Here is a 20,019-nt window from a genome sequence, read left to right as displayed (position 1 = left end):
GATTAGTTGCCCTCCTCGGCGAAGGACGCCTGGTACGCGAGGAACTGGGCGCGCTCCTCGTCGACGAGGGCGTGCCCGTCGGCGTAGACATTCTCGAAGATCGCCAGATGGTCCGGGTCGGGCATGGCCCGCACTGCCTCACGCACCCGCTTGCCGAGCGTCTCGCTCTCCTCCTCCAGGGAGGTGAAGAACGCCTCGTCGGCGTGGCCGGCGTTCTCCAGATACGTACGCAGCCGCAGGATCGGGTCCTTGGCCTCCCAGGCCTGGCGCTCCTCGTCCGCACGGTACTTCGTCGGGTCGTCCGAGGTGGTGTGCGCGCCCATGCGGTAGGTGAACGCCTCGACCAGGGTCGGGCCCTCGCCGCGGCGGGCACGCTCCAGCGCGGAGCGGGTCACGGCGAGGCAGGCGAGGACGTCGTTGCCGTCGACGCGGACGCCGGGGAAGCCGTAGCCCTGGGCGCGCTGGTAGAGCGGCACACGGGTCTGCTTCTCGGTCGGCTCGGAGATCGCCCACTGGTTGTTCTGGCAGAAGAAGACGACCGGGGCGTTGTAGACCGCGGAGAACGTGAACGATTCCGCGACGTCGCCCTGGCTGGACGCGCCGTCACCGAAGTACGCGATCACGGCGGAGTCGGCGCCGTCCTTGGCCACGCCCATGGCGTAGCCGGTGGCGTGCAGCGTCTGCGAGCCGATGACGATCGTGTACAGGTGGAAGTTGTTGGTGGTGGGGTCCCAGCCGCCGTGATTCACACCGCGGAACATGCCCAGCAGATTGGTCGGGTCGACCCCGCGGCACCAGGCGACGCCGTGCTCCCGATAGGTCGGGAAGACATAGTCGTCGTCGCGCAGCGCCCGGCCGGAGCCGATCTGGGCGGCCTCCTGGCCCAGCAGCGACGCCCACAGACCGAGCTCGCCCTGCCGCTGAAGAGCGGTGGCCTCGGCGTCGAAGCGCCGCGTCAGGACCATGTCCCGGTACAGCCCGCGCAGCTCGTCCGGGGTCAGGTCGATCTCGTAGTCCGGGTGCTCGACGCGCTCACCCTCGGGCGTCAGCAGCTGTACGAGCTGGGGCTCAGAACTCTGCGGCTTCTTCGCGGCGCTCACGCGCTTGCTGCTGCGTCGCGGTTTGCGCGCGGCAGTGCTCTCCACGGTCACGTGCGTGCTCCTCCGTCGGTCCGGCCCCCGGGGTTGCCGGTGTGGCCAGTGCGGCTCGCCTATTTCCGTACCCGTGCACGGGGTGGGTGCCGCTCGGCCGGGAATCAGGCGTGACAGGTGCCCCGGCGAGCGCCTGCCAAAGGCACGTTACCCAGTGGGTCGCACTCCTGCGAAACCCCACTTGACCTGCGATTTTGCTTGGATTTCCAAGTAAATCGAGAAATGCGGGAACAACCACTGGTCACAGCCTTGCAGGCCGCCGGAACACCGGCACGTTATCCCGGGCACCCCGGGCACGGGAAGAGTAGATGTGTGACACCCCTTTCGTACGCGAAGAGGTAAAAATCATCGTATTCCAAGGCAATGAGCTGCTGACGGCGCACGGGACGTGGCGGCCTTCCGCCGCGTACGCGGCCGGCGCCCGGTGCCACCGACGCCCTCCGGTCAGGGGGTCACCCGTTCGGGTTCCCATACACCGAGCCACGGTTGTCCACCGCACAGATGCTGGATTATCCCGAAGAGCATCCCGCCGGCCACGCTGCGTGATCTAACATCTGGCGAGTGCCGCGCTCATCTGCAACTGCCCCACCCGTCGGTGTCCTGCTGCGCCGTTACGAGAACCCGGGCGAACCACTCTCCTGCGAGCCCGTCACACAAGGGCTCCTCAACCGCGGCTACCGGCTCGCCACCACCCGTGGCGCGTACTTCCTCAAGCACCATCTCGACGGCGACCACGAGGCCATCGCCCGCCAGCACCGGGCCACCCAGCGGCTGCAGGAGCTCGGCGTCCCGGTCGCCCCGCCCGTCGAGGACGCCCACGGCGACACGGTCGCGGTGATCGGCGGACGGTGCTACGCCCTGCACCCGTGGATCGAGGGACGGCACCGCGACGGCGCACAGCTGACGACACCCCAGTCCCGGCGGCTCGGCTCCCTCCTCGGTCTCGTCCACACCTGCCTGGAGCGGGTCATGGAGGTGGACGCCACCCACCGCGGCCGGCACGAGAGCGCCGACCCCGAGGAGACCTTCGCCCTCATCGACGAACTGCTGGCCCTCGCGCGCGCCGCCCGCCCCCGGGACGCCTTCGACAACCTGGCCGAGCGCAGGCTCCTCGAACGGCGCGCGCTCCTGGAACGCCATGCCGACCGCAGACCGCCTCCGGCCTCCCCGGGCTGCTGGGTGCACGGCGACTTCCACCCGCTGAATCTGCTCTACCGGGGCGCGGAACCGGCCGCGATCGTCGACTGGGACCGGCTGGGGGTGCACCCGCGCGCTGAGGAGGCGGTGCGGGCGGCGGCGATCTTCTTCGTCCAGCCGGCCGGTGAGCTGGAGCTGGGGAAGGTACGGGCGTACGCGCGCGCCTACCGCCGGGCGGCGGGCGCGGACGCGGCGGAACTGGCGGCGGCGGTGCACCGGGTGTGGTGGGAGCGGCTCAACGACTTCTGGATACTGCGCTGGCGCTACCAGCTGCACGACCGAAGGGCCGACCCGCAGTTTCCTGCGGCGTCGGCCCTGGCGGTGTGGTGGACGAGGGAGTACGAGGCGGTACGGGACGCCTTCGCCGGCTGAGGCCCCGCGAACGAAGCCCCCTGAGTGTCCGTCAGCCGGATCCCGGGTCGGCCGGGTTCCCCGTCTGACCGTCCGTCGGATCCGCGGTCGTCGGCTGATCCGTGGGATCTGTCGGCTGATCCGTCGGATCCGTCGGCTCGTCCGTCGGCTCGGTCGTCGTCGGCTCCTGCGAAGGCGTCTCCGGGTCGCTGGGCGTGACCGACGGCGTGTAGGAGGGCGACCACGACGGCTGCTGCTCGTCGCCCGTCGGGTCGGTCTCCTCGCTCTGCTCGGTGTCCTCCTCCGTCGGCGTCGGCGTGGTGTCCGGCGTCGACGGGGTCTCGGAGACCGTCGTGGTGGGCTTCTGGTCCGTGCCGTTGCCGTTCGCCTTGTTCAGCGCGAACGCGACACCACCGGCGATCGCCAGCACGGCGAGCACCGCGAGAAGCCACATCTTGCCCCGGCCGCCGCGGCGGTCCCGGTCGTCCCTACCGCCGTCGTAGCCGCCGTCGTTCGGGTTCATCGGAGGCAGGATCGGACTCTGCGAGGTCTCGCCGTGCACCGGGTGGTGCACCGCGGTCGGCGCGGTCGTCCCCATCGCCGGCGTGAATCCGCCCTCGTGCAGGTCGACGGGTCCGGTGTTCCAGGTACCGGTGTGGCTGCCCTGCTGGTGAAGCATCTGCAGCCCGTACTGCACCAGGCCGCGCATCTCCTCCGCACTCTGGAACCGGTCGTCCGGGTCCTTCGCCAGCGAGCGCATCACCAGTCCGTCGAGCTCCGGCGGCACCACGTCCGAGACCTCGGACGGCGGCGACGGAATGTCCTGGACGTGCTGATAGACCACCGACAGCGGCGTCTCACCGGTGAACGGGGGCCGCAGAGCGAGGAGTTCGTAGAGCAGACAGCCCGTCGCGTACAGATCGGACCGGTGGTCGACGGCCTTGCCCAGCGCCTGCTCGGGGGAGAGGTACTGCGGCGTGCCCATGACCATGCCGGTCTGGGTCATCGTCGACTGCGCGCCGTGCAGAGCGCGCGCGATACCGAAGTCCATCACCTTCACCGCGCCGGAGTGGGTGATGATGACGTTCGCGGGCTTGATGTCGCGGTGCACGATGCCGTGCTGGTGGGAGTACGCGAGCGCCTCCAGCACACCGGAGACGATGATCAGCGCCTGCTCGGGCGGCGGGGCCTCCGCGTTGAGCAGCAGGTCGCGGATGGTGCGCCCTTCGACGAGCTCCATCACGATGTACGGGACGGTCTGCTTGCCGACCACATCCTCGCCGGAGTCGTACACCGCCACCACCGCATGGTGGTTGAGGCCGGCGACCGACTGCGCCTCGCGCGTGAAGCGGGCCTTGGAGACCGGGTCCTCGGCGAGATCGGAACGGAGCAACTTGACGGCGACCGTGCGGCCGAGCCGTACGTCCTCCGCCGCGAACACCTCGGCCATGCCGCCGCGTCCGAGCGGGTGCGTCAGGCGGTAGCGGCCGTCGCCGACCAGTCCGCCGACGCCCCAGTTGTCCGCCGCACCCGGCACTCCGCCGCCGCCTGCTTCGGGTTCGGGTGCCATCAGTCCTCGCCGTCGTATCTGTCCGCGTGCACTGTGTGTACTGTGCGTGCGGGTGTTCGCTGTAGTCCTCAGGGGTCCTCTGCCACGTCACGCTACAGCCTTCGCGGGGCGCGCCGGTTCGAGAGTGACCGGCCATCCAACCGCTGCCGCCGCGGCCGCGCAAATTCCATGCGGTTCCTGTAACGCTTCCGAGTCTCTTCTTGTGCGTACGGTCACGGAACGGGCACCCGGCTTGACGTGTCTGCGCCCTCGGGCAGACTTGGCCCGTAATTACGGATCACGGGAACGCGGATCGCAGGCATCGCGGGCATTGCGGGCAAACGCGGGCATCGCGGCCTTCGCGCCGAGGGGGAAGCAGAGCATGAGCCACGACGGCGCACAGGGCCGCTATGCGGGAGGTTCGGTCGCCGGCGGGCGCTATCAGCTCCGCGACCTGCTCGGCGAGGGAGGCATGGCCTCCGTATATCTCGCGTACGACGCGGCGCTCGACCGCCAGGTCGCCATCAAGACGCTGCACACCGAGCTCGGACGCGAGCAGTCCTTCCGTGAGCGGTTCCGGCGCGAGGCGCAGGCCGTCGCCAAGCTGTCGCACACCAACATCGTCTCGGTCTTCGACACCGGCGAGGACGAGCTCGACGGTTCGCTGATGCCGTACATCGTCATGGAGTACGTCGAGGGCCAGCCGCTCGGATCCGTACTGCAGGCGGACATCGCGCAGTACGGCGCGATGCCGGCCGACAAGGCGCTGAAGGTGACGGCCGATGTGCTGGCCGCGCTGGAGACCAGCCACGAGATGGGCCTGGTCCACCGCGACATCAAGCCCGGCAACGTGATGATGACCAAGCGCAATGTCGTGAAGGTCATGGACTTCGGCATCGCGCGCGCCATGCAGTCGGGCGTCACCTCGATGACCCAGACCGGCATGGTGGTGGGTACGCCGCAGTACCTGTCGCCCGAGCAGGCGCTGGGCCGCGGTGTGGACGCGCGGTCCGACCTCTACTCCGTCGGCATCATGCTGTTCCAGCTGCTGACCGGCCGGCTGCCGTTCGACGCGGACTCGCCGCTGGCGATCGCGTACGCGCATGTGCAGGAGGAGCCGGTCGCTCCCTCCACGATCAACCGCTCCGTCACCCCGGCGATGGACGCGCTGGTCGCACGGGCACTGAAGAAGAACCCGAACGAGCGTTTCCCCAGCGCCGCCGCGATGCGCGACGAGTGCGCGCGGGTGGCGAGCGCCGGGCAGACGGGCGCGCCGGTGATCATCGGCGGCGCTCCGACGACGAGTGGCGCGGGGGTGGGTTCGGCGGTCTTCCCGCCGCTGGACCAGTCGACTCCGGCACCGCAGAGCGTGCAGACGCCCTACCAGCCGGGCCCGTACGGCCCGCCGACTCCGGCACCCGCGCCTGCTCCGGCGCCGCACTACGGGTACCCGCAGACGCCTGCCCCGGTACCGGCCTACCAGGCGCCCGCTCAGGGGATCTCGACGCCGCCTCCGTACTCCATCGCTCCGCAGACCGCGGTCCCGGGCGGCAGCGGCGGCAAGCGGAACATGCCGGTCATCGTGGGCGCCATCGTGGTGTCCCTGCTGGCGGTCGGCGGCCTGATCACGGCGATCGCGCTGAACAACGGCGACTCCGGCGGCGACAACGCCGGCGGGGATCCGAGTGCGAGCGAGTCGGCGGATGCGGACGGGGCTCTGGCGCCGGACCGGACCCGGACGATCGACAAGACGAAGTGCTCGGACGCCTTGGAGGACGGCACCGACCCGTCGAAGGTCCAGGCCCCTCAGCTTCTCTACAAGGACATCCTCTCGGTGAAGGACTGTCTGCGGGCGGCCGGCTGGACCTGGAAGGTGATCGAGGAGGACAACCCTCAGTACCCCAAGGACGCGGTGATCACGCAGTACCCGAGCTCGGGCGAGGCCGTGGTGCCGAAGAGCCAGGAGTTCGAACTCACGATCTCCACGGGTAAGGCCGGCTGACCCGGACCTCAGCGCTCCACATCGCTTCACACCGCTTCACACCGCTCGACATCGCTCGACATCGCTCGACATCGCTCGACGGGAACGGCCCGGCGCGCACCATGCGTGCCGGGCCGTTCTCCTGGTGCCGTCGCGATTTCTCTCAAGATTCCCCGAGATTCCCCCGTGCGCCCGCCCGGGATGCCGGAATTGCCATGGTATGTGACGCTGAGTCCGACATCTCGGCGACTCGGCACGGGAGGGGGTCACCCGGTGACTCCAGCGCTCCGCACACACTGTGCGATCACAGTCGCCTCGCTCCTCCTGCTGGCCACGCCCGTCGCGTACGCCGAGGAGTCCGAGGCTCCCGAGCGGACTCCGGCGCCCACACCCGCCGCCTCCTCTTCTCTCGCGGGCCGCCCGGCCGGTGAGGGGCGCCCGCGGCCGGGACGCACGCCCGAGAAGCACAGGACCCACGCGTCGCAGGACCGGGACGAGCCTGGGGCGGCGGATCGCGAGGACCGGCCGGGCCGTAGGCCGTCCGAGTCACCCTCCCCTTCGGTTTCCGCGTCACAATCCGCTTCGGCCGCCCCGTCCCGTACGCGCCCGACCGAGCGGAAGCCCCCTCCCGCGGAGGACGAGGAACTCACGACGGACCAGCAGGAGGAGGCAGGGGCCTCTGTGTCGCCCGCGCCGATCCCCAGCGCGCCCGCGGCCGCACGTCAGCAGGCACCTCAGGCCCTCCCCCAGCCCGTCGCTCAGCAGATTTCCCCGATGTCGCTGGGGATCGGAATGGCCCTCATGGGGCTCGGAATCGGCTTCCTCGGGGTGCGGCTGCGGCGTCGTTGAACGCGCCGTCCTCCTCAAGACGGATGCACAGGCTCCACCTATCGAAGGGTTGCCGTGGGCGACATACTCGGTATACATACTGAGTATGTCCATCCGCCACGGGCTTCTCGCCCTCCTTGAGCACGGCCCTCGCTACGGCTCCCAGCTCCGTACGGAGTTCGAATCCCGTACCGGTGCCACCTGGCCGCTCAACGTCGGTCAGGTCTATACGACCCTCAGCCGCCTGGAGCGCGACGGCATGGTCGCCCAGAGCGGCGAGGACGGCGCCGGCCATGCGCTCTACGTCATCACCGAGGCCGGGCACACCGAGCTGCGGAACTGGTTCGCCACGCCCGTGGACCGCAGCAGCCCGCCCCGCGACGAACTCGCCATCAAGCTCGCCATGGCCGTGGGCGCGCCCGGTGTGGACATCCGCAATGTCATCCAGTCCCAGCGCCACCACACCGTGAAGGCGATGCAGGACTACACCCGGCTCAAGGCTCAGGCACTGGCCGCGATCGAGAACGGGGGCGCTGCCGAGCGCGACGACGTGGCCTGGCTCCTCGTGCTCGAGCAGCTGATCTTCCAGACCGAGGCCGAGGCGCGCTGGCTCGACCACTGCGAGGTCCGTCTCATCAGGCTCTCCGCGACGGCCGATCGGGGAGCCGAACGCCCGACGGCCGCTTCTCTGATGGGGTCTCCCGCGAAGCCCGCCTCGTCGTCGGCGCAAGGGCGGTCCGCGGCATCGGCGCCGGGGCGCCCCGCGCCGCCGACCTAGCGTCCTGCCTCTTTCAGCCTCTTCGCTTCTCGACTTCTTCGTACATCCGCCCTCTGCGTGAATCCGCGCTCTCCGCTCTCTTCGTACATCCGCTCGTTCGTTCGCCGTCCGTCCAAGGGGGACCCCTCCATGTCCGACCGCATGTCCCAGCAGTCACAACAGCCCGTACTGCAACTCCAGCAACTGACCCGAGTCCACGGCAGCGGCGCCACCGAGGTGCATGCCCTGCGCGGCATCAACCTCGACGTCTTCCCCGGCGAACTCGTCGCCGTCATGGGCCCGTCGGGCTCCGGCAAGTCCACGCTGCTGACCATCGCGGGCGGCCTCGACACCCCCACCTCGGGCCGGGTGATCGTCGAGAACACCGACATCACCACCGCCCACCGCAAGACGCTCGCCGCCCTGCGCCGCCGCAGCATCGGCTACGTCTTCCAGGACTACAACCTCATCCCGGCGCTCACCGCCGCCGAGAACGTCTCCCTGCCGCGCGAGCTGGACGGCATCTCCGCACGCAAGGCCCGCACCGAGGCCGTCGCCGCGCTGGAGGAGATGGACCTCGGTCATCTCGCCGACCGCTTCCCCGACGAGATGTCGGGCGGCCAGCAGCAGCGCGTTGCCATCGCCCGCGCCCTGGTCGGCGAGCGGCGGCTCGTCCTCGCCGACGAGCCGACCGGCGCCCTGGACTCGGAGACCGGCGAGTCCGTGCTCGCCCTGCTGCGCGCCCGCTGCGACGGCGGAGCGGCCGGCGTTCTCGTCACCCACGAGCCGCGCTTCGCCGCCTGGGCGGACCGAGTCGTCTTCCTGCGTGACGGCGCGGTCGTCGACCAGACCATCCGCAGCCAGGCCGACTCGCTGCTCTCGGGCCAGGCGGCCGAACTGTGAACAGCTGGTACCACTCCTGGCGGGCCGCGATCCGCATAGCCCGCCGCGACGCCCTGCGCTCCAAGGGGCGCAGCTTCCTCGTCCTCGCGATGATCGCCCTCCCGATCCTCGGCGTGAGCGCCGCGGATCTGACCCTGCGCAGCGCCGAGCTGTCGACCGAGCAGAGCCTTGAGCGCACGCTGGGCGCGGCCGACGCCCGGCTGGCCGACCCAGGTCTGGGCGGCGTACCCATCAAGCAGACGCCCGACGCCGAGAGCTACGTGCCGGTGGGGGACTTCGAGGGAAAGCCGTGGCCCGACGGCAAGACGGACATCGGCAAGGCGCTGCCCGCAGGTGCCAAGGCCCTTACGGACTCCCTGGGTTCGGGCAAGCTGCGTACCACGCACGGTCTGCTGAACACCGAGATCCGTGAGCTCAAGGCCTCGGACCCGATGGCCAAGGGCATCATGGTCGTCGACCGGGGCCACCTGCCCCAGAAGTCCGACGAAGTCGCCGCGACCACGCACTTTCTGGAGTCCAGCGGTCTGAAGGTGGGCTCCAAGCTCACGGCCCGCGGGCTGGACCGCGAGTACACGATCGTCGGCTCGTACGAACTCCCCGACGCGCTGAAGACCGACCAGGTCAACGCGCTGCCGGGCGCGCTTCTCGCGCCGCTCGACAAGGCTCTCGAAAAGGCCGAGTTGCCCGGCACCGCGACCAGCACCACGCATCTGGTGAGTGTCTCCGGTGGTTTCACGTGGAACATGGTCAAGGCGACCAACGCCAAGGGTGTGACGGTCAATTCGCGCGCCGTGGCCCTCGATCCGCCCGCAAGGGCCGATGTTCCGATCTACCAGGAAGAGGGCTGGGGCACCTTCGAGGACAGCACGGCCGCCAAGGCAGCCGCGCTCGCCGCGGCCGGCACTGTCGTCGGCCTCGCCATGCTGGAGATCTGCCTGCTGGCCGGGCCCGCCTTCGCGGTCGGCGCCCGCCGCTCGCGCCGCCAGCTCGGTCTGGTAGGCGCCAACGGAGGAGACCGCCGCCATATCCGCTCCATCGTCCTCGCCGGTGGTCTGGTGATCGGCTTCGCCGCGGCCGTGGTCGGCACGGTCCTCGGTCTGCTGCTCACCTTTGCGTTGCAGCCGGTCCTCGAGGACTACATGGGCAAGCGCTTCGGAAGCTTCGACATACGGCCGCTCGAACTGCTCGGCATCGGTCTGCTCGCCGTGTTCACGGGCCTGATGGCCGCGATCGTCCCGGCGATCACCTCGTCCCGCCAGTCCGTGCTGGCCTCGCTCACCGGCCGTCGTGGCGTACGCAAGAGCAACCGGGTGCTGCCGGTGATCGGCCTGATCGCGGTCCTGCTGGGCGCGGCGATCGCGCTCTACGGCTCGCTGATGACGGACCAGCCCATCGTCGTCGCCGGAGGCAGCGCCATCGCCGAGCTGGGCGTGGTCGCACTGACCCCCGCGCTGGTGGGCCTGTTCGGCCGGACAGGGCGCATCCTGCCGCTCTCGCCGCGCCTCGCGCTGCGTGACGCGGTACGCAACCGGGGCCGCACGGCTCCCGCGGTGGCCGCGGTACTGGCCGCCGTAGCGGGCACGGTGGCCGTGGCGACGTACACCGCGAGCAACGAGGCGCAGGGCAAGGCCGATTACGAGGCACGGCTGCCGCACGGCGCGGTCTCCGTGATGCTCGACGAGGCCGGCGGCAGGGACGTCCCCGCGGTGCGCGCCACCGTCCAGAAGCTGCTGCCCATCGATGTGCGGGCCGATGTGGACCGGATCTCGGTCGGCAAGGCCTCCTGCCCGATGTACAGCGGCAACGAGGGTTGCGGCCGCTACGAGGTCGTCGTGCCCAAGGCCAACCAGTGCCCGCTGTGGATGACCGACCCTGCCCACCCGGACGAGGACCCCACGGAGAAGTTCAGCAAGGAGCAGCGCCGCAAACTCGCAAAGGACTGGCGCTGCAAGGAACCCTCGGGCTCCGCCTTTGTCGACTCGGGTGTGGTGGTCGCTGACGCGAAGCTGCTGAAGGTGCTCGAGATCAACGACGCGGCGGCGGAGAAAGCGCTGACGGACGGGCAGATCGTCTCGTTCGACAAGCGCAATCTCGACGCCAAGGGCAAGATCAACATCCGCCTGATCACCGACCCGAAGAAGGCCGACGAGGCCATGGAGAAGGGCAAGGAGGCGCCGGGCGAGATCAAGTCGTTCACCGCGCACCAGGTATCCGAAACCGCCAATTCGTACGGCGTCGCCATGATCGTGCCGCCTGCGGCGGTCAAGGCCGCGGGTGTGACCACGGTGCCGTTCGGGGCGTACTACTCGACCGACAAGATGCCGAGCAGCGCCCAGCGCCAGCGGCTGGACGGCGAGCTCGACAAGACCGGCTCGGACATCAATCTCCATGTCGAGGATGGCTACACCAGCGAGAACAGCATCATCCTGCTGTCGCTGACCGTCTTCGCCGGGCTCATCACCATCGGCGCTGCGGGTATCGCCACGGGCCTCGCCCAGGCCGATGCGGAGGCCGACCTGAAGACCCTGGCCGCGGTCGGCGCCCCGCCGCGGGTCCGCAGGACACTCAGCGGGTTCCAGTGCGGGGTAGTGGCCGCGATGGGTGTGCTGCTCGGCTCGGCGGCGGGTGTACTCCCGGCGGTCGGGCTGCGGCTCACCGAGAGGCGCGATCAGATCAAGTTCCACGAGCAGGCGCTCGACCAGGGCTTCGGCTCGGCAGACTCGGTGCCGTACGTGCCGATCATCGTGCCCTGGCAAACCCTGGCCGCGCTGCTCATCGCGGTCCCGGTCGGCGCGGCGCTCCTGGCGGCACTGGTGACCCGCTCCCGCGGTGCGCTGTCCCGCCGAGAGGCGACCTGACGGTCACATCCGGCCATATCCAGCGGTTTTGTGCCCCCGTACGAGGGTGGATCACCCTCGTACGGGGGCACACCGTGTGGTGACGCACATGTGCGAGAGAATGGCGGCATGGAGATGCCGAGGAATGAACGGTCGCAGGAGAGCCCCCATGTCCTTGTCGTGGGACAGGACGGAATGGCACTCGGCGGCAGTCACAGTGACGACGAGTCGCGCGAGGTCCCGGTGACGGAGATGGTCGAGCAGCCTGCCAAGGTCATGCGGATCGGCAGCATGATCAAGCAGCTGCTGGAGGAAGTCAGAGCAGCACCTCTGGACGAGGCGAGCCGGGTCCGGCTCAAGGAGATCCACGCCAGCTCCGTCAAGGAACTGGAGGACGGTCTCGCCCCCGAACTGGTCGAGGAACTCGAACGCCTCTCGCTCCCCTTCACGGACGAGGCAATCCCCTCGGAGGCCGAACTGCGCATCGCGCAGGCCCAGTTGGTGGGCTGGCTGGAGGGCCTCTTCCACGGCATCCAGACGGCGCTGTTCGCCCAGCAGATGGCGGCCCGCGCCCAGCTGGAACAGATGCGCCGGGCGCTCCCGCCGGGAGCGAGCCACGAGGACGACGAGGACGGCCAGCACGGCGCGATCCGCTCGGGCCCGTACCTGTAACTCGAAGTCGCGAATCCTCGCGCGACACGACGGCGGACCGGGGGCACGGACACCTCGGCCCGCCGGTATTTTGCCCGCGGCTTGCCGGTGGGCGGGGAGGTCTTGCTCCGCGCGGCGGCGGTTGCGACGAAGCCGCGATGCGACCGCGCACGGGCCTCGCTGCGCAGGAACCCGGCGCGGCAACGCCCGGCACGCGCCCCGGGGCTCGTGTGCGGCGAAGCCCGCACACCGCGGGGCGACCGGGTACGCACTACCCCGGCTCCCACGCGTGGGTTACCCCCGGCGGAGCCGACAAGCGGCGCACCGGCGCGCAGCATGACCGTAGGAGCACCCCGTGCGGCGAAGCCCGCACAAGCGGGCGGGCGACGCCCGGGCACCCACCTCGGGGGCGCCGGGGGCGCACCCACCCGGTCACGACATCCCGTGCGGCACCAGCCCGCACGGCAGGGACAGGGTCGCTGGGGTCCGCAGTACCCCGGCTCTCACAGGCGCCAGCACGTGAGGTTGCCCCGCCTGAGCCGACAAACGGCGCACCGGCGCGCAGCGCCACCGCAGGACCAGCCCGTGCGGCGAAGCCCGCACACCGCAGGGGGCACGCGTGTACGCAGTACCCCCGTTCTCAAGGGCGGGCGGGTGGGCAACCCCCGCGGAGCGGGAACCGCCCCCGCGGCGGGGGCCGCCCGTACCGCACCCGCCGTCACTCACCCCGCAGGCGACACCAACAGCACCTTCCCCACATTCGCCCCGGACTCCAGCACCCGGTGCCCCTCCGCCGCGTCCGCGAGTGCCACCCTCCGGTCCACCACCGCCCGCACCCGGCCCGCTTCAATCAGTGGCCACACGTGCTCCCGTACCGCCGCCACGATCGACGTCTTCTCGCCCAGCGGGCGGCCCCGCAACGACGTCGCCGTCACCGCCGCCCGCTTGCCCAGCAGTGTCGCCAGGTTCAGTTCGCCCTTGACACCGCCTTGCAGGCCGATCACGGCAAGGCGGCCGTTCACGGCCAGCGCCCGCACATTCCGGTCCAGATACTTCGCGCCGACGATGTCGAGGATGACGTCAGCCCCCGCCCCCTCCGTCGCCTTCCTCAGCTCCTCCACGAAATCCTGCTCGCGGTAGTCGATGAGGATGTCCGCGCCCAGTTCCGCGCAGCGAGCCAGCTTCTCGGGCCCGCCCGCCGTCACGGCGACCCGCGCCCCCACCGCCTTGGCGAGCTGGATCGCCATCGTGCCGATCCCGCTCGCTCCGCCGTGCACCAGCAGCGTTTCTCCGGGCCGCAGGTGCGCGATCATGAACACGTTGGACCACACCGTCGAGGTCACCTCGGGCAGCGCCGCCGCCGTGACCAGGTCCATCCCCTGCGGCACCGGCAGCAACTGCCCCATCGGCACGACGGCCTTCTCCGCGTATCCGCCGCCGGCCAGCAGCGCGCACACCTCGTCGCCCACGGCCCACCCCGAGACCCCGGGGCCCAGCGCGGCAATGCGCCCTGAGCATTCGAGACCGGGATACGGGGACGCACCGGGCGGCGGGTCGTAGAAGCCCTGCCGCTGCAGCAGATCCGCACGGTTGACGGCGCTGGCCACGACGTCGACGAGGACCTCGCCCTCGCCGGGTACGGGATCGGGCACCTCTGCCCAGACAAGCGCCTCGGGACCACCAGGTTCGGGAATCGTGATCGCATGCATGGGCGCGAGGCTACTCCGCGACCTGGCCGTTCAAGCCATGGCGTCCCGGCCGGGACGTTTCACGTGAAACACCCTCCGTCGGCGATGGAAGGCGCCCAGGAGGTCCACGGCAGGTCGAGAACCTCCAGCTCATCACCGGCCCGCGCCCCGCCCGGCGGTACGACGGCCAGACCGTCGGCCGCGGCGATTCCGCGCAGCATGGCGGGCCCGTTGTAGTGCAGCGGCACCAGCCGGTCGGCGCGGTGGACGAAGGGCACAAGGCGGCTGTCGTACGGGTGCCCATGCACCTCATCACGTACCGGCGCGCGATACGGAACGGGCGCCGGACGCCCCCCGAGACCGCTCAACAGCGGCTCTGCGAGTGTCAGCAGCCCGGACACGGCAGCCAGGGGATTGCCGGGCAGCCCCACCAGGTGCCTGGACGGCAGTTCGCCGTGCGGCGCGAGCCGGGCCAGCAGCATCGGATGGCCGGGGCGCACGGCCACCCCGTCCACCAGCAGCTCGGCGCCCGTCTTCCGCAGGACCGGGTGGACATGGTCGACAGGACCCGCGGCCGTGCCTCCTGTGGTGACGATGAGATCGGCGTCGGAGGTCGTGACAGCGCGGTGCAGGGCTTCGGCATCGTCACCGAGGCGTCGGGTGGCGACAACATCGACGCCGAGGGCACCGAGCCAGGGCCCGATCATCGGCCCGAGGGCGTCGCGGATGAGACCTTGGTGGGGGAGTCCGGCGCTGAGCAACTCGTCGCCGAGTACGAGCACTTCGACGCGCGGCCGCGCAAGGGTGACCAGCTCGTCGTAACCGGCGGCCGCGGCGAGACCCAGCACGGCCGGGGTCACCCGGGAGGCGGCGGGCAGGAGGTGGTCGCCGGACCGGCATTCCTGTCCTCGCGGCCGGATGTCCTGCCCCTGGACCACCTCGCGCTCGGCATACAGCTGGCCCTCGTCCGCGTCGGTGCGGGCGTGCTCGCTGCGGATCACCGCTGTGGCTTCGGGCGGGATACGGGCGCCCGTGGCGATGCGTACCGCTGCACCGTCGGGGAGCGGCGGGGTTTCGCCGTGCCCGGCGAGAAGCGAGCCGCCGCTGCGAATGGTCCAGGGCCCGGGTCCGGCGACCGCCCAGCCGTCCATGGCGGAGGTGTCGAACGAGGGCAGATCGCAGAGCGCGGTGAGCGGCTCGGCCAGCACCTGGCCGAGGGCCTGATCGAGCCGGACCCGCCGGGTACGGGGCTGCGCCGCGCGCCCGATACGCGCGGCGAGAGCCCGGGCTTCGGGCCACGAAGTCGCGCGGTGCCGGTCCGCGGCCGCATCGCCCGTCGGTGCGGAGAAGGCGTCGGAGCCGTGAGCCGAACCGGGGGCATCTTCGTGCCGCGTGTGGCGGGCGACGAGCGCGAGGGCTTCCTCGACGCCGTCGGACTCGGGCTCCTGGTCCCGACCGTTCATCCGGTCCGCCCGGCTTCCTCGCCTGCGTCGCCCTCGTCCGGCCCGGCAGGCCCGGAAGCCTGGGCGGGACCCGCTCCCGGGGCTCCCTGTTCCGCCTCCTCCGCCCAGCGCGTGGCGAGCGCAGCCGCCTTGCGGGCGGCTTCGGCGACCGCCGCCGGGCCGCCGCTTCCTGCTTGGGCCGCCGCGTACCCCACCAGGAAGGTGGTGAGCGGTGCGGCGGGGCGGGCGACGCCGTGGGCGGCATCCCGCGCGAGGTCGAGCAGGACGCCGGTGTCGACGTCGAGTTCGATGCCGAGTTCGTCCTTGACTGCGGTGATCCATTCGTCCAGCACGTTCCCATGGTCCCTGATCCGGGCCCGAGCGGCGGAGATGTCCTCCCAGGTGTCGCAGTCGAAGGAGGCGAGCGGCTCCGAATCGATCCGGGCGAGATCCAGCTCCTCGGTCAGCAGACGCAACGGCAAGCCGGTCAGACTGCCGTACTCGGTGGCGAGAAGGGCGAGTTCACGGCGCAGCGGTTCGGTGCGGTACGCGGCGACGAGGGGCTGGTCGCGCCCGCCCGCATCAGTGAGCAGCGCCGCCTCGCGCCCGCTCGTGCCCAGGGTGCCGATCAGCTGCCGTACGGTCCGCTCCCCGAGGAACGGCAGATCGGCCGAGAGGACCAGGACGGCTCCTGCCTCGACCTGCCGCACTCCGGCGTCGAGCGCGGCGAGCGGCCCGCCGCCGGGGGGCTCTTCGCGGGCCCACACCACGGGGCGCGCCGTGGCCCGGCGCCCCCCGACCACGACGGTGCGCCCCGCGTCACGGCACACCCCGAGCACGCGGTCGAGCAGGGCGCGACCGCCCACTCTCACCGCAGGCTTGTCGGCCCCGCCCAGCCGCTTCGCGGCACCCCCGGCGAGCACGATGGCGTCATAGGCGGTCATGCCTGAAGTATGGGCCGCGATCGTCTGGGCGGGCAGCCCTCAGTGATCTCTCTCTCGTTCCCCGGGGCGTGCTCAGGGCCGTCGTACGACTGTCGCTACAAGCTGCGCAGCAGCACCGACGGGTGCTCGACGCAGTCGGCGACATAGCGCAGGAAGCCGCCCGCGGTGCCGCCGTCACACACCCGGTGGTCGAAGGTGAACGAGAGCTGCACGACCTGGCGTACGGCCAGCTCGCCCTGGTGCACCCACGGCTTCGGCACGATCCGGCCCACCCCGAGCATCGCCGCCTCCGGGTGGTTGATGATCGGCGTGGAGCCGTCGACTCCGAACACCCCGTAGTTGTTCAGGGTGAACGTCCCGCCCGTCAGATCGGCCGGAGTCAGCGTCCCCTGCCGCGCCGCCTCCGTCAGCCGCGCGAACTCAGCGCTCAGCGACTCGGCCGAGCGGCTGTGGGCATTCCGTACGACCGGAACGACCAGGCCACGCTCGGTCTGCGCCGCGAAGCCCAGATGCACTTCGGGAAGCCGCACGATCTCCCTGGCGTCCATGTCCACCGTGGAGTTGAGCTCCGGGTGGCGGGCGAGCGCGGCAGTACAGATCCGGGCGAGCAGCGCGAGCAGCGAGATCTTCGGACCGCCCGCCGCGTTCATCGAGGCCCGCGCGGCCATCAGCTCGGTCGCGTCCGCATCGACCCAGCACGTGGCGTCCGGTATCTCGCGCCGGCTGCGGGACAGCTTGTCGGCCACGGCTCCGCGTACGCCGCGCAGCGGAATCCGCTCGCCGCGCGTCACGGCGGTGGCCGCGGCGGCGACAGGCGCGGGCGCGGCCGGTGCCTCTGCGGCCCGCATCGCGCGCTCGACGTCGGCGCGCAGGATCAGGCCGTCAGGCCCGGAACCGGTCAACGTGCGCAGATCGACGTCGTGTTCACGGGCAAGACGGCGGACGAGCGGCGAGATGACCGGCACGGGCCCGCTCTGCGCGGCCTCATCGACCGCCACCGCACCGACCGGCCGGCGCTCGGGCGCGGGAGCAGCGGCAGGAGCCGGAGCGGACTTGGGCGCGGGAGCGGGCGCCGCGGGAACGGACACGAGGGGCCCGGCAGGCCGAATTCGCCGGCGACGGGCCGCGGGCGCACCCGTCCCGTAGCCGACGAGCACATTGCCCGAAGACTCCTCCGCGGCCCCGGCAGAACCGGCGGCCTCAGCGGTACGGGACGAGCCGGAGGAGCCGTTACCGCCGACCCCGGTCAGGTCCGCCGCCCCCACCGCAACCGTCAGCAGCGGTGCTCCGACGGGAAGTTCCGTGCCTTCCTCGCCGAAACGCGCGGTCACCACGCCCCCGTAGGGACACGGCACCTCCACCATCGCCTTGGCCGTCTCGACCTCGACGACCGGCTGGTCGATCGCGACAACGTCGCCCACCGCCACCAGCCAGCGCACGATCTCCGCCTCGGTCAGGCCCTCACCGAGGTCCGGAAGCTTGAATTCGAGCACCTGAGCCATCAGCTCCCCGCCTCCCACTGCAGCCGCGCCACCGCGTCCAGAACCCGGTCCACTCCCGGCAGATGGTGCCGCTCCAGCATCGGCGGGGGATACGGAATGTCGAAACCGGCCACGCGCAGCACCGGAGCCTCCAGATGGTGGAAGCAACGCTCCGTCACCCGCGCGGCGATCTCCCCTCCAGGGCCGCCGAAACCGGTGGACTCATGGACGACGACCGCCCGTCCCGTACGCCGCACGGACGCGCAGACCGTCTCGTCGTCGAAGGGCACCAGCGAGCGCAGATCGACGACTTCCAGGTCCCAGCCCTCGGCCGCGGCTGCCTCGGCGGCCTCCATGCAGACCGGCACGGAGGGCCCGTACGTGATCAGCGTGGCGCTGCGCCCCGGCCGGCGCACCACGGCGCGGCCTATCGGCTCCACCGCGGACGGCGCTTCGGGCGACCACTCGGCCTTCGACCAGTACAGCCGCTTGGGCTCCAGGAAGACCACCGGGTCGTCGGAGGCGATCGCGGCCCTCAGCAGCCCGTATGCGTCGTCGACGGTCGCGGGCGTGACGACATGGAGCCCCGGAGTCGCCACGTAGTAGGCCTCGGACGAGTCACTGTGGTGCTCGACGCCGCCGATTCCGCCGCCGTACGGCACGCGCACGGTGATCGGCAGCGGCATCCCGCCCCGGGTCCGGTTCCGCATCCGCGCGACATGGCTGATCAGCTGCTCGAACGCCGGGTAGGCGAAGGCGTCGAACTGCATCTCGACCACCGGCCGCAGCCCGTACATCGCCATGCCGACGGCCGTGCCGAGGATGCCCGCCTCGGCGAGCGGTGTGTCCGTACAGCGGTCCTCGCCGAACTCCTTGGCCAGCCCGTCCGTGACCCGGAAGACTCCGCCGAGCGTGCCGACGTCCTCCCCCATCACATGGACGGTCGGGTCCTCGGCCATCGCGTCCCGCATCGCCCGCTGAAGGGCCTGCGCCATCGAGGCCGGTTTCACCGCTGCCGTGGTCATCGCGCTTCTCCCTCGGCGTCGAGCTCGGCCCGCAGCTGCGCGGCCTGCTCCCGCAGCTGGCTGGTCTGCTCGGCGTAGACATGCGCGAAGAGGTCCATGGGGTCGAGCACCGGGTCGGCGTTCATCCCCTCGCGCAGCTGGGCGGCCATCGTCTCGGCCGCGTCGGCAGCCGCTCGTATGCCGTCCTCGTCAAGCAGTCCTCGCTCGGTCAACTCCCGCTCCAGCAGCCGGATCGGATCGTGCGCACGCCAGGCCTCGACCTCGCTCTCGACCCTGTAGCGGGTCGCGTCGTCGGCGTTCGTGTGGGCGTCCATGCGGTAGGTCACGGCCTCGATCAGCGTCGGACCGCCGCCGCGCCGGGCCCTGGCCACGGCATCGGCGAGCACTTCGTGCACCGCGGCGGCGTCGTTGCCGTCGACGAGTCGGCCCGGCATCCCGTATCCCACGGCCTTGTGGGCGAGCGAGGGCGCGGCCGTCTGCTTGGCCAGCGGTACCGAGATCGCGAAGCCGTTGTTCTGGACCAGGAAGACGACCGGGGCCTGCCACACGGCGGCGAAGTTCAGTGCCTCGTGGAAGTCGCCCTCGCTGGTGCCGCCGTCGCCGACCATGGCAAGGGCGACGACGTCGTCGCCCTTGAGCCTGGCGGCATGCGCCAGTCCCACCGCATGGGGCAGCTGGGTGGCGAGCGGGGTGCACAGGGGCGCTATGCGGTGCTCGTGCGGGTCGTATCCGGTGTGCCAGTCGCCGCGCAGCAGCGTCAGTGCCTGTACGGGGTCGAGCCCACGTGCCACGGCCGCGAGGGTGTCGCGGTAGCTGGGGAAGAGCCAGTCCCGCTCCTCGAGCGCCAGCGCCGCCGCCACCTCGCACGCTTCCTGCCCGGTGCTGGACGGGTAGACGGCGAGCCTGCCCTGCTTGGTCAGGGCGGTCGCCTGGGCGTTGTACCTGCGGCCGCGCACCAGCTCCGCATACAGCCGCAGGAGCAGCTCGGGGTCGGCACCGGCGGCGGCGTCCGTGCCGAGCACGCGGTACGGCTCCGGGTCCGGGAGCAGGGGTGCGGGGTCGGTACGGGGCTTCCACGCCGGCGGCGGGGTGGGCCGATAGGCGGCAGCGGCACCGGGCAGCTCCTGGACCGTCATGCTGCTCTTCCTCAACGCGAGCACCTCCTCACGGGAGCGACGACGAAGCGGCACGACAGTGTGGCCCGCCTCCCTACCGATTGTTCGGTCGTGGACGC

At 71.1% G+C, this 20,019-nt stretch carries 14 protein-coding genes; 6 read left to right on the top strand and 8 right to left on the bottom strand.

The genetic code is table 11. The features are described from left to right. Positions 1-2 precede the first annotated feature (2 nt). On the bottom strand, positions 3-1,151 hold the full coding sequence (gene pdhA / locus OG741_RS20760; protein ID WP_324991173.1) for a pyruvate dehydrogenase (acetyl-transferring) E1 component subunit alpha: 1,149 nt from the start codon (positions 1,149-1,151) through the stop codon (positions 3-5). A 561-nt stretch (positions 1,152-1,712) separates the two neighbouring features. Here pdhA (OG741_RS20760) and OG741_RS20755 point away from each other — a divergent pair. Beyond that, entirely contained in the window at positions 1,713-2,720 is a 1,008-nt protein-coding gene (locus tag OG741_RS20755) for a phosphotransferase (RefSeq protein WP_266480311.1), read from the top strand. Positions 2,721-2,751: 31 nt separating this feature from the next. On the opposite strand, the gene OG741_RS20750 is transcribed toward OG741_RS20755, so the two are convergent. Beyond that, positions 2,752-4,269: a protein kinase domain-containing protein gene (locus OG741_RS20750; RefSeq protein ID WP_405599994.1), complete on the bottom strand. Its 1,518-nt coding sequence runs from the start codon at positions 4,267-4,269 to the stop codon at positions 2,752-2,754. A 361-nt stretch (positions 4,270-4,630) separates the two neighbouring features. Between OG741_RS20750 and OG741_RS20745 the strand changes: the two genes are divergently transcribed. The 5 genes from OG741_RS20745 to OG741_RS20725 all read left to right on the top strand — a co-directional run bounded on the left by OG741_RS20745 (position 4,631) and on the right by OG741_RS20725 (position 12,226). Then, positions 4,631-6,250: a protein kinase domain-containing protein gene (locus OG741_RS20745; RefSeq protein ID WP_405599991.1), complete on the top strand. Its 1,620-nt coding sequence runs from the start codon at positions 4,631-4,633 to the stop codon at positions 6,248-6,250. Positions 6,251-7,163: 913 nt separating this feature from the next. Further along, positions 7,164-7,835 (top strand): PadR family transcriptional regulator, encoded by a 672-nt coding sequence (locus tag OG741_RS20740; RefSeq protein WP_405599989.1) that lies wholly within the window; start codon positions 7,164-7,166, stop codon positions 7,833-7,835. 141 nt (positions 7,836-7,976) lie between these two features. Continuing rightward, positions 7,977-8,717, top strand: coding sequence for an ABC transporter ATP-binding protein (locus OG741_RS20735; protein WP_324991218.1), 741 nt, complete (start codon positions 7,977-7,979; stop codon positions 8,715-8,717). Continuing rightward, positions 8,714-11,575 (top strand): FtsX-like permease family protein, encoded by a 2,862-nt coding sequence (locus OG741_RS20730; RefSeq protein ID WP_405599987.1) that lies wholly within the window; start codon positions 8,714-8,716, stop codon positions 11,573-11,575. The genes OG741_RS20735 and OG741_RS20730 overlap by 4 nt, the downstream gene beginning before the upstream one ends. Positions 11,576-11,683: 108 nt before the next feature. Beyond that, positions 11,684-12,226 carry a bacterial proteasome activator family protein gene (locus tag OG741_RS20725; RefSeq protein ID WP_323136057.1) on the top strand — a complete coding sequence of 181 codons (543 nt, stop codon included), beginning with the start codon at positions 11,684-11,686 and terminating at the stop codon, positions 12,224-12,226. Between the two features lie 701 nt (positions 12,227-12,927). Here OG741_RS20725 and OG741_RS20720 read toward each other — a convergent pair. From OG741_RS20720 to pdhA (OG741_RS20695), 6 genes are all read right to left on the bottom strand, one after another. Continuing rightward, entirely contained in the window at positions 12,928-13,914 is a 987-nt protein-coding gene (locus tag OG741_RS20720; RefSeq protein ID WP_405599985.1) for an NAD(P)H-quinone oxidoreductase, read from the bottom strand. Between the two features lie 59 nt (positions 13,915-13,973). Beyond that, positions 13,974-15,356 (bottom strand): molybdopterin molybdotransferase MoeA, encoded by a 1,383-nt coding sequence (locus tag OG741_RS20715; RefSeq protein ID WP_405599983.1) that lies wholly within the window; start codon positions 15,354-15,356, stop codon positions 13,974-13,976. Continuing rightward, positions 15,353-16,279, bottom strand: coding sequence for an NTP transferase domain-containing protein (locus tag OG741_RS20710; RefSeq protein ID WP_405599981.1), 927 nt, complete (start codon positions 16,277-16,279; stop codon positions 15,353-15,355). Before OG741_RS20710 ends, OG741_RS20715 begins: the two co-directional genes overlap by 4 nt. Before the next feature lie 95 nt (positions 16,280-16,374). Then, complete coding sequence (locus OG741_RS20705; protein ID WP_405599978.1) at positions 16,375-17,781, bottom strand: dihydrolipoamide acetyltransferase family protein; 1,407 nt, start codon at positions 17,779-17,781, stop codon at positions 16,375-16,377. Next, positions 17,781-18,785 carry an alpha-ketoacid dehydrogenase subunit beta gene (locus OG741_RS20700; protein WP_328673802.1) on the bottom strand — a complete coding sequence of 335 codons (1,005 nt, stop codon included), beginning with the start codon at positions 18,783-18,785 and terminating at the stop codon, positions 17,781-17,783. The genes OG741_RS20705 and OG741_RS20700 overlap by 1 nt, the downstream gene beginning before the upstream one ends. Further along, positions 18,782-19,921 (bottom strand): pyruvate dehydrogenase (acetyl-transferring) E1 component subunit alpha, encoded by a 1,140-nt coding sequence (gene pdhA, locus OG741_RS20695; protein WP_405599974.1) that lies wholly within the window; start codon positions 19,919-19,921, stop codon positions 18,782-18,784. Before pdhA (OG741_RS20695) ends, OG741_RS20700 begins: the two co-directional genes overlap by 4 nt. Positions 19,922-20,019 lie beyond the last annotated feature (98 nt).

The sequence above is a fragment of the Streptomyces sp. NBC_01410 genome, from assembly GCF_045040195.1.
Classification (GTDB): Bacteria; Actinomycetota; Actinomycetes; order Streptomycetales; family Streptomycetaceae; genus Streptomyces.
This window is presented reverse-complemented; position numbering and strand designations above follow the sequence as displayed.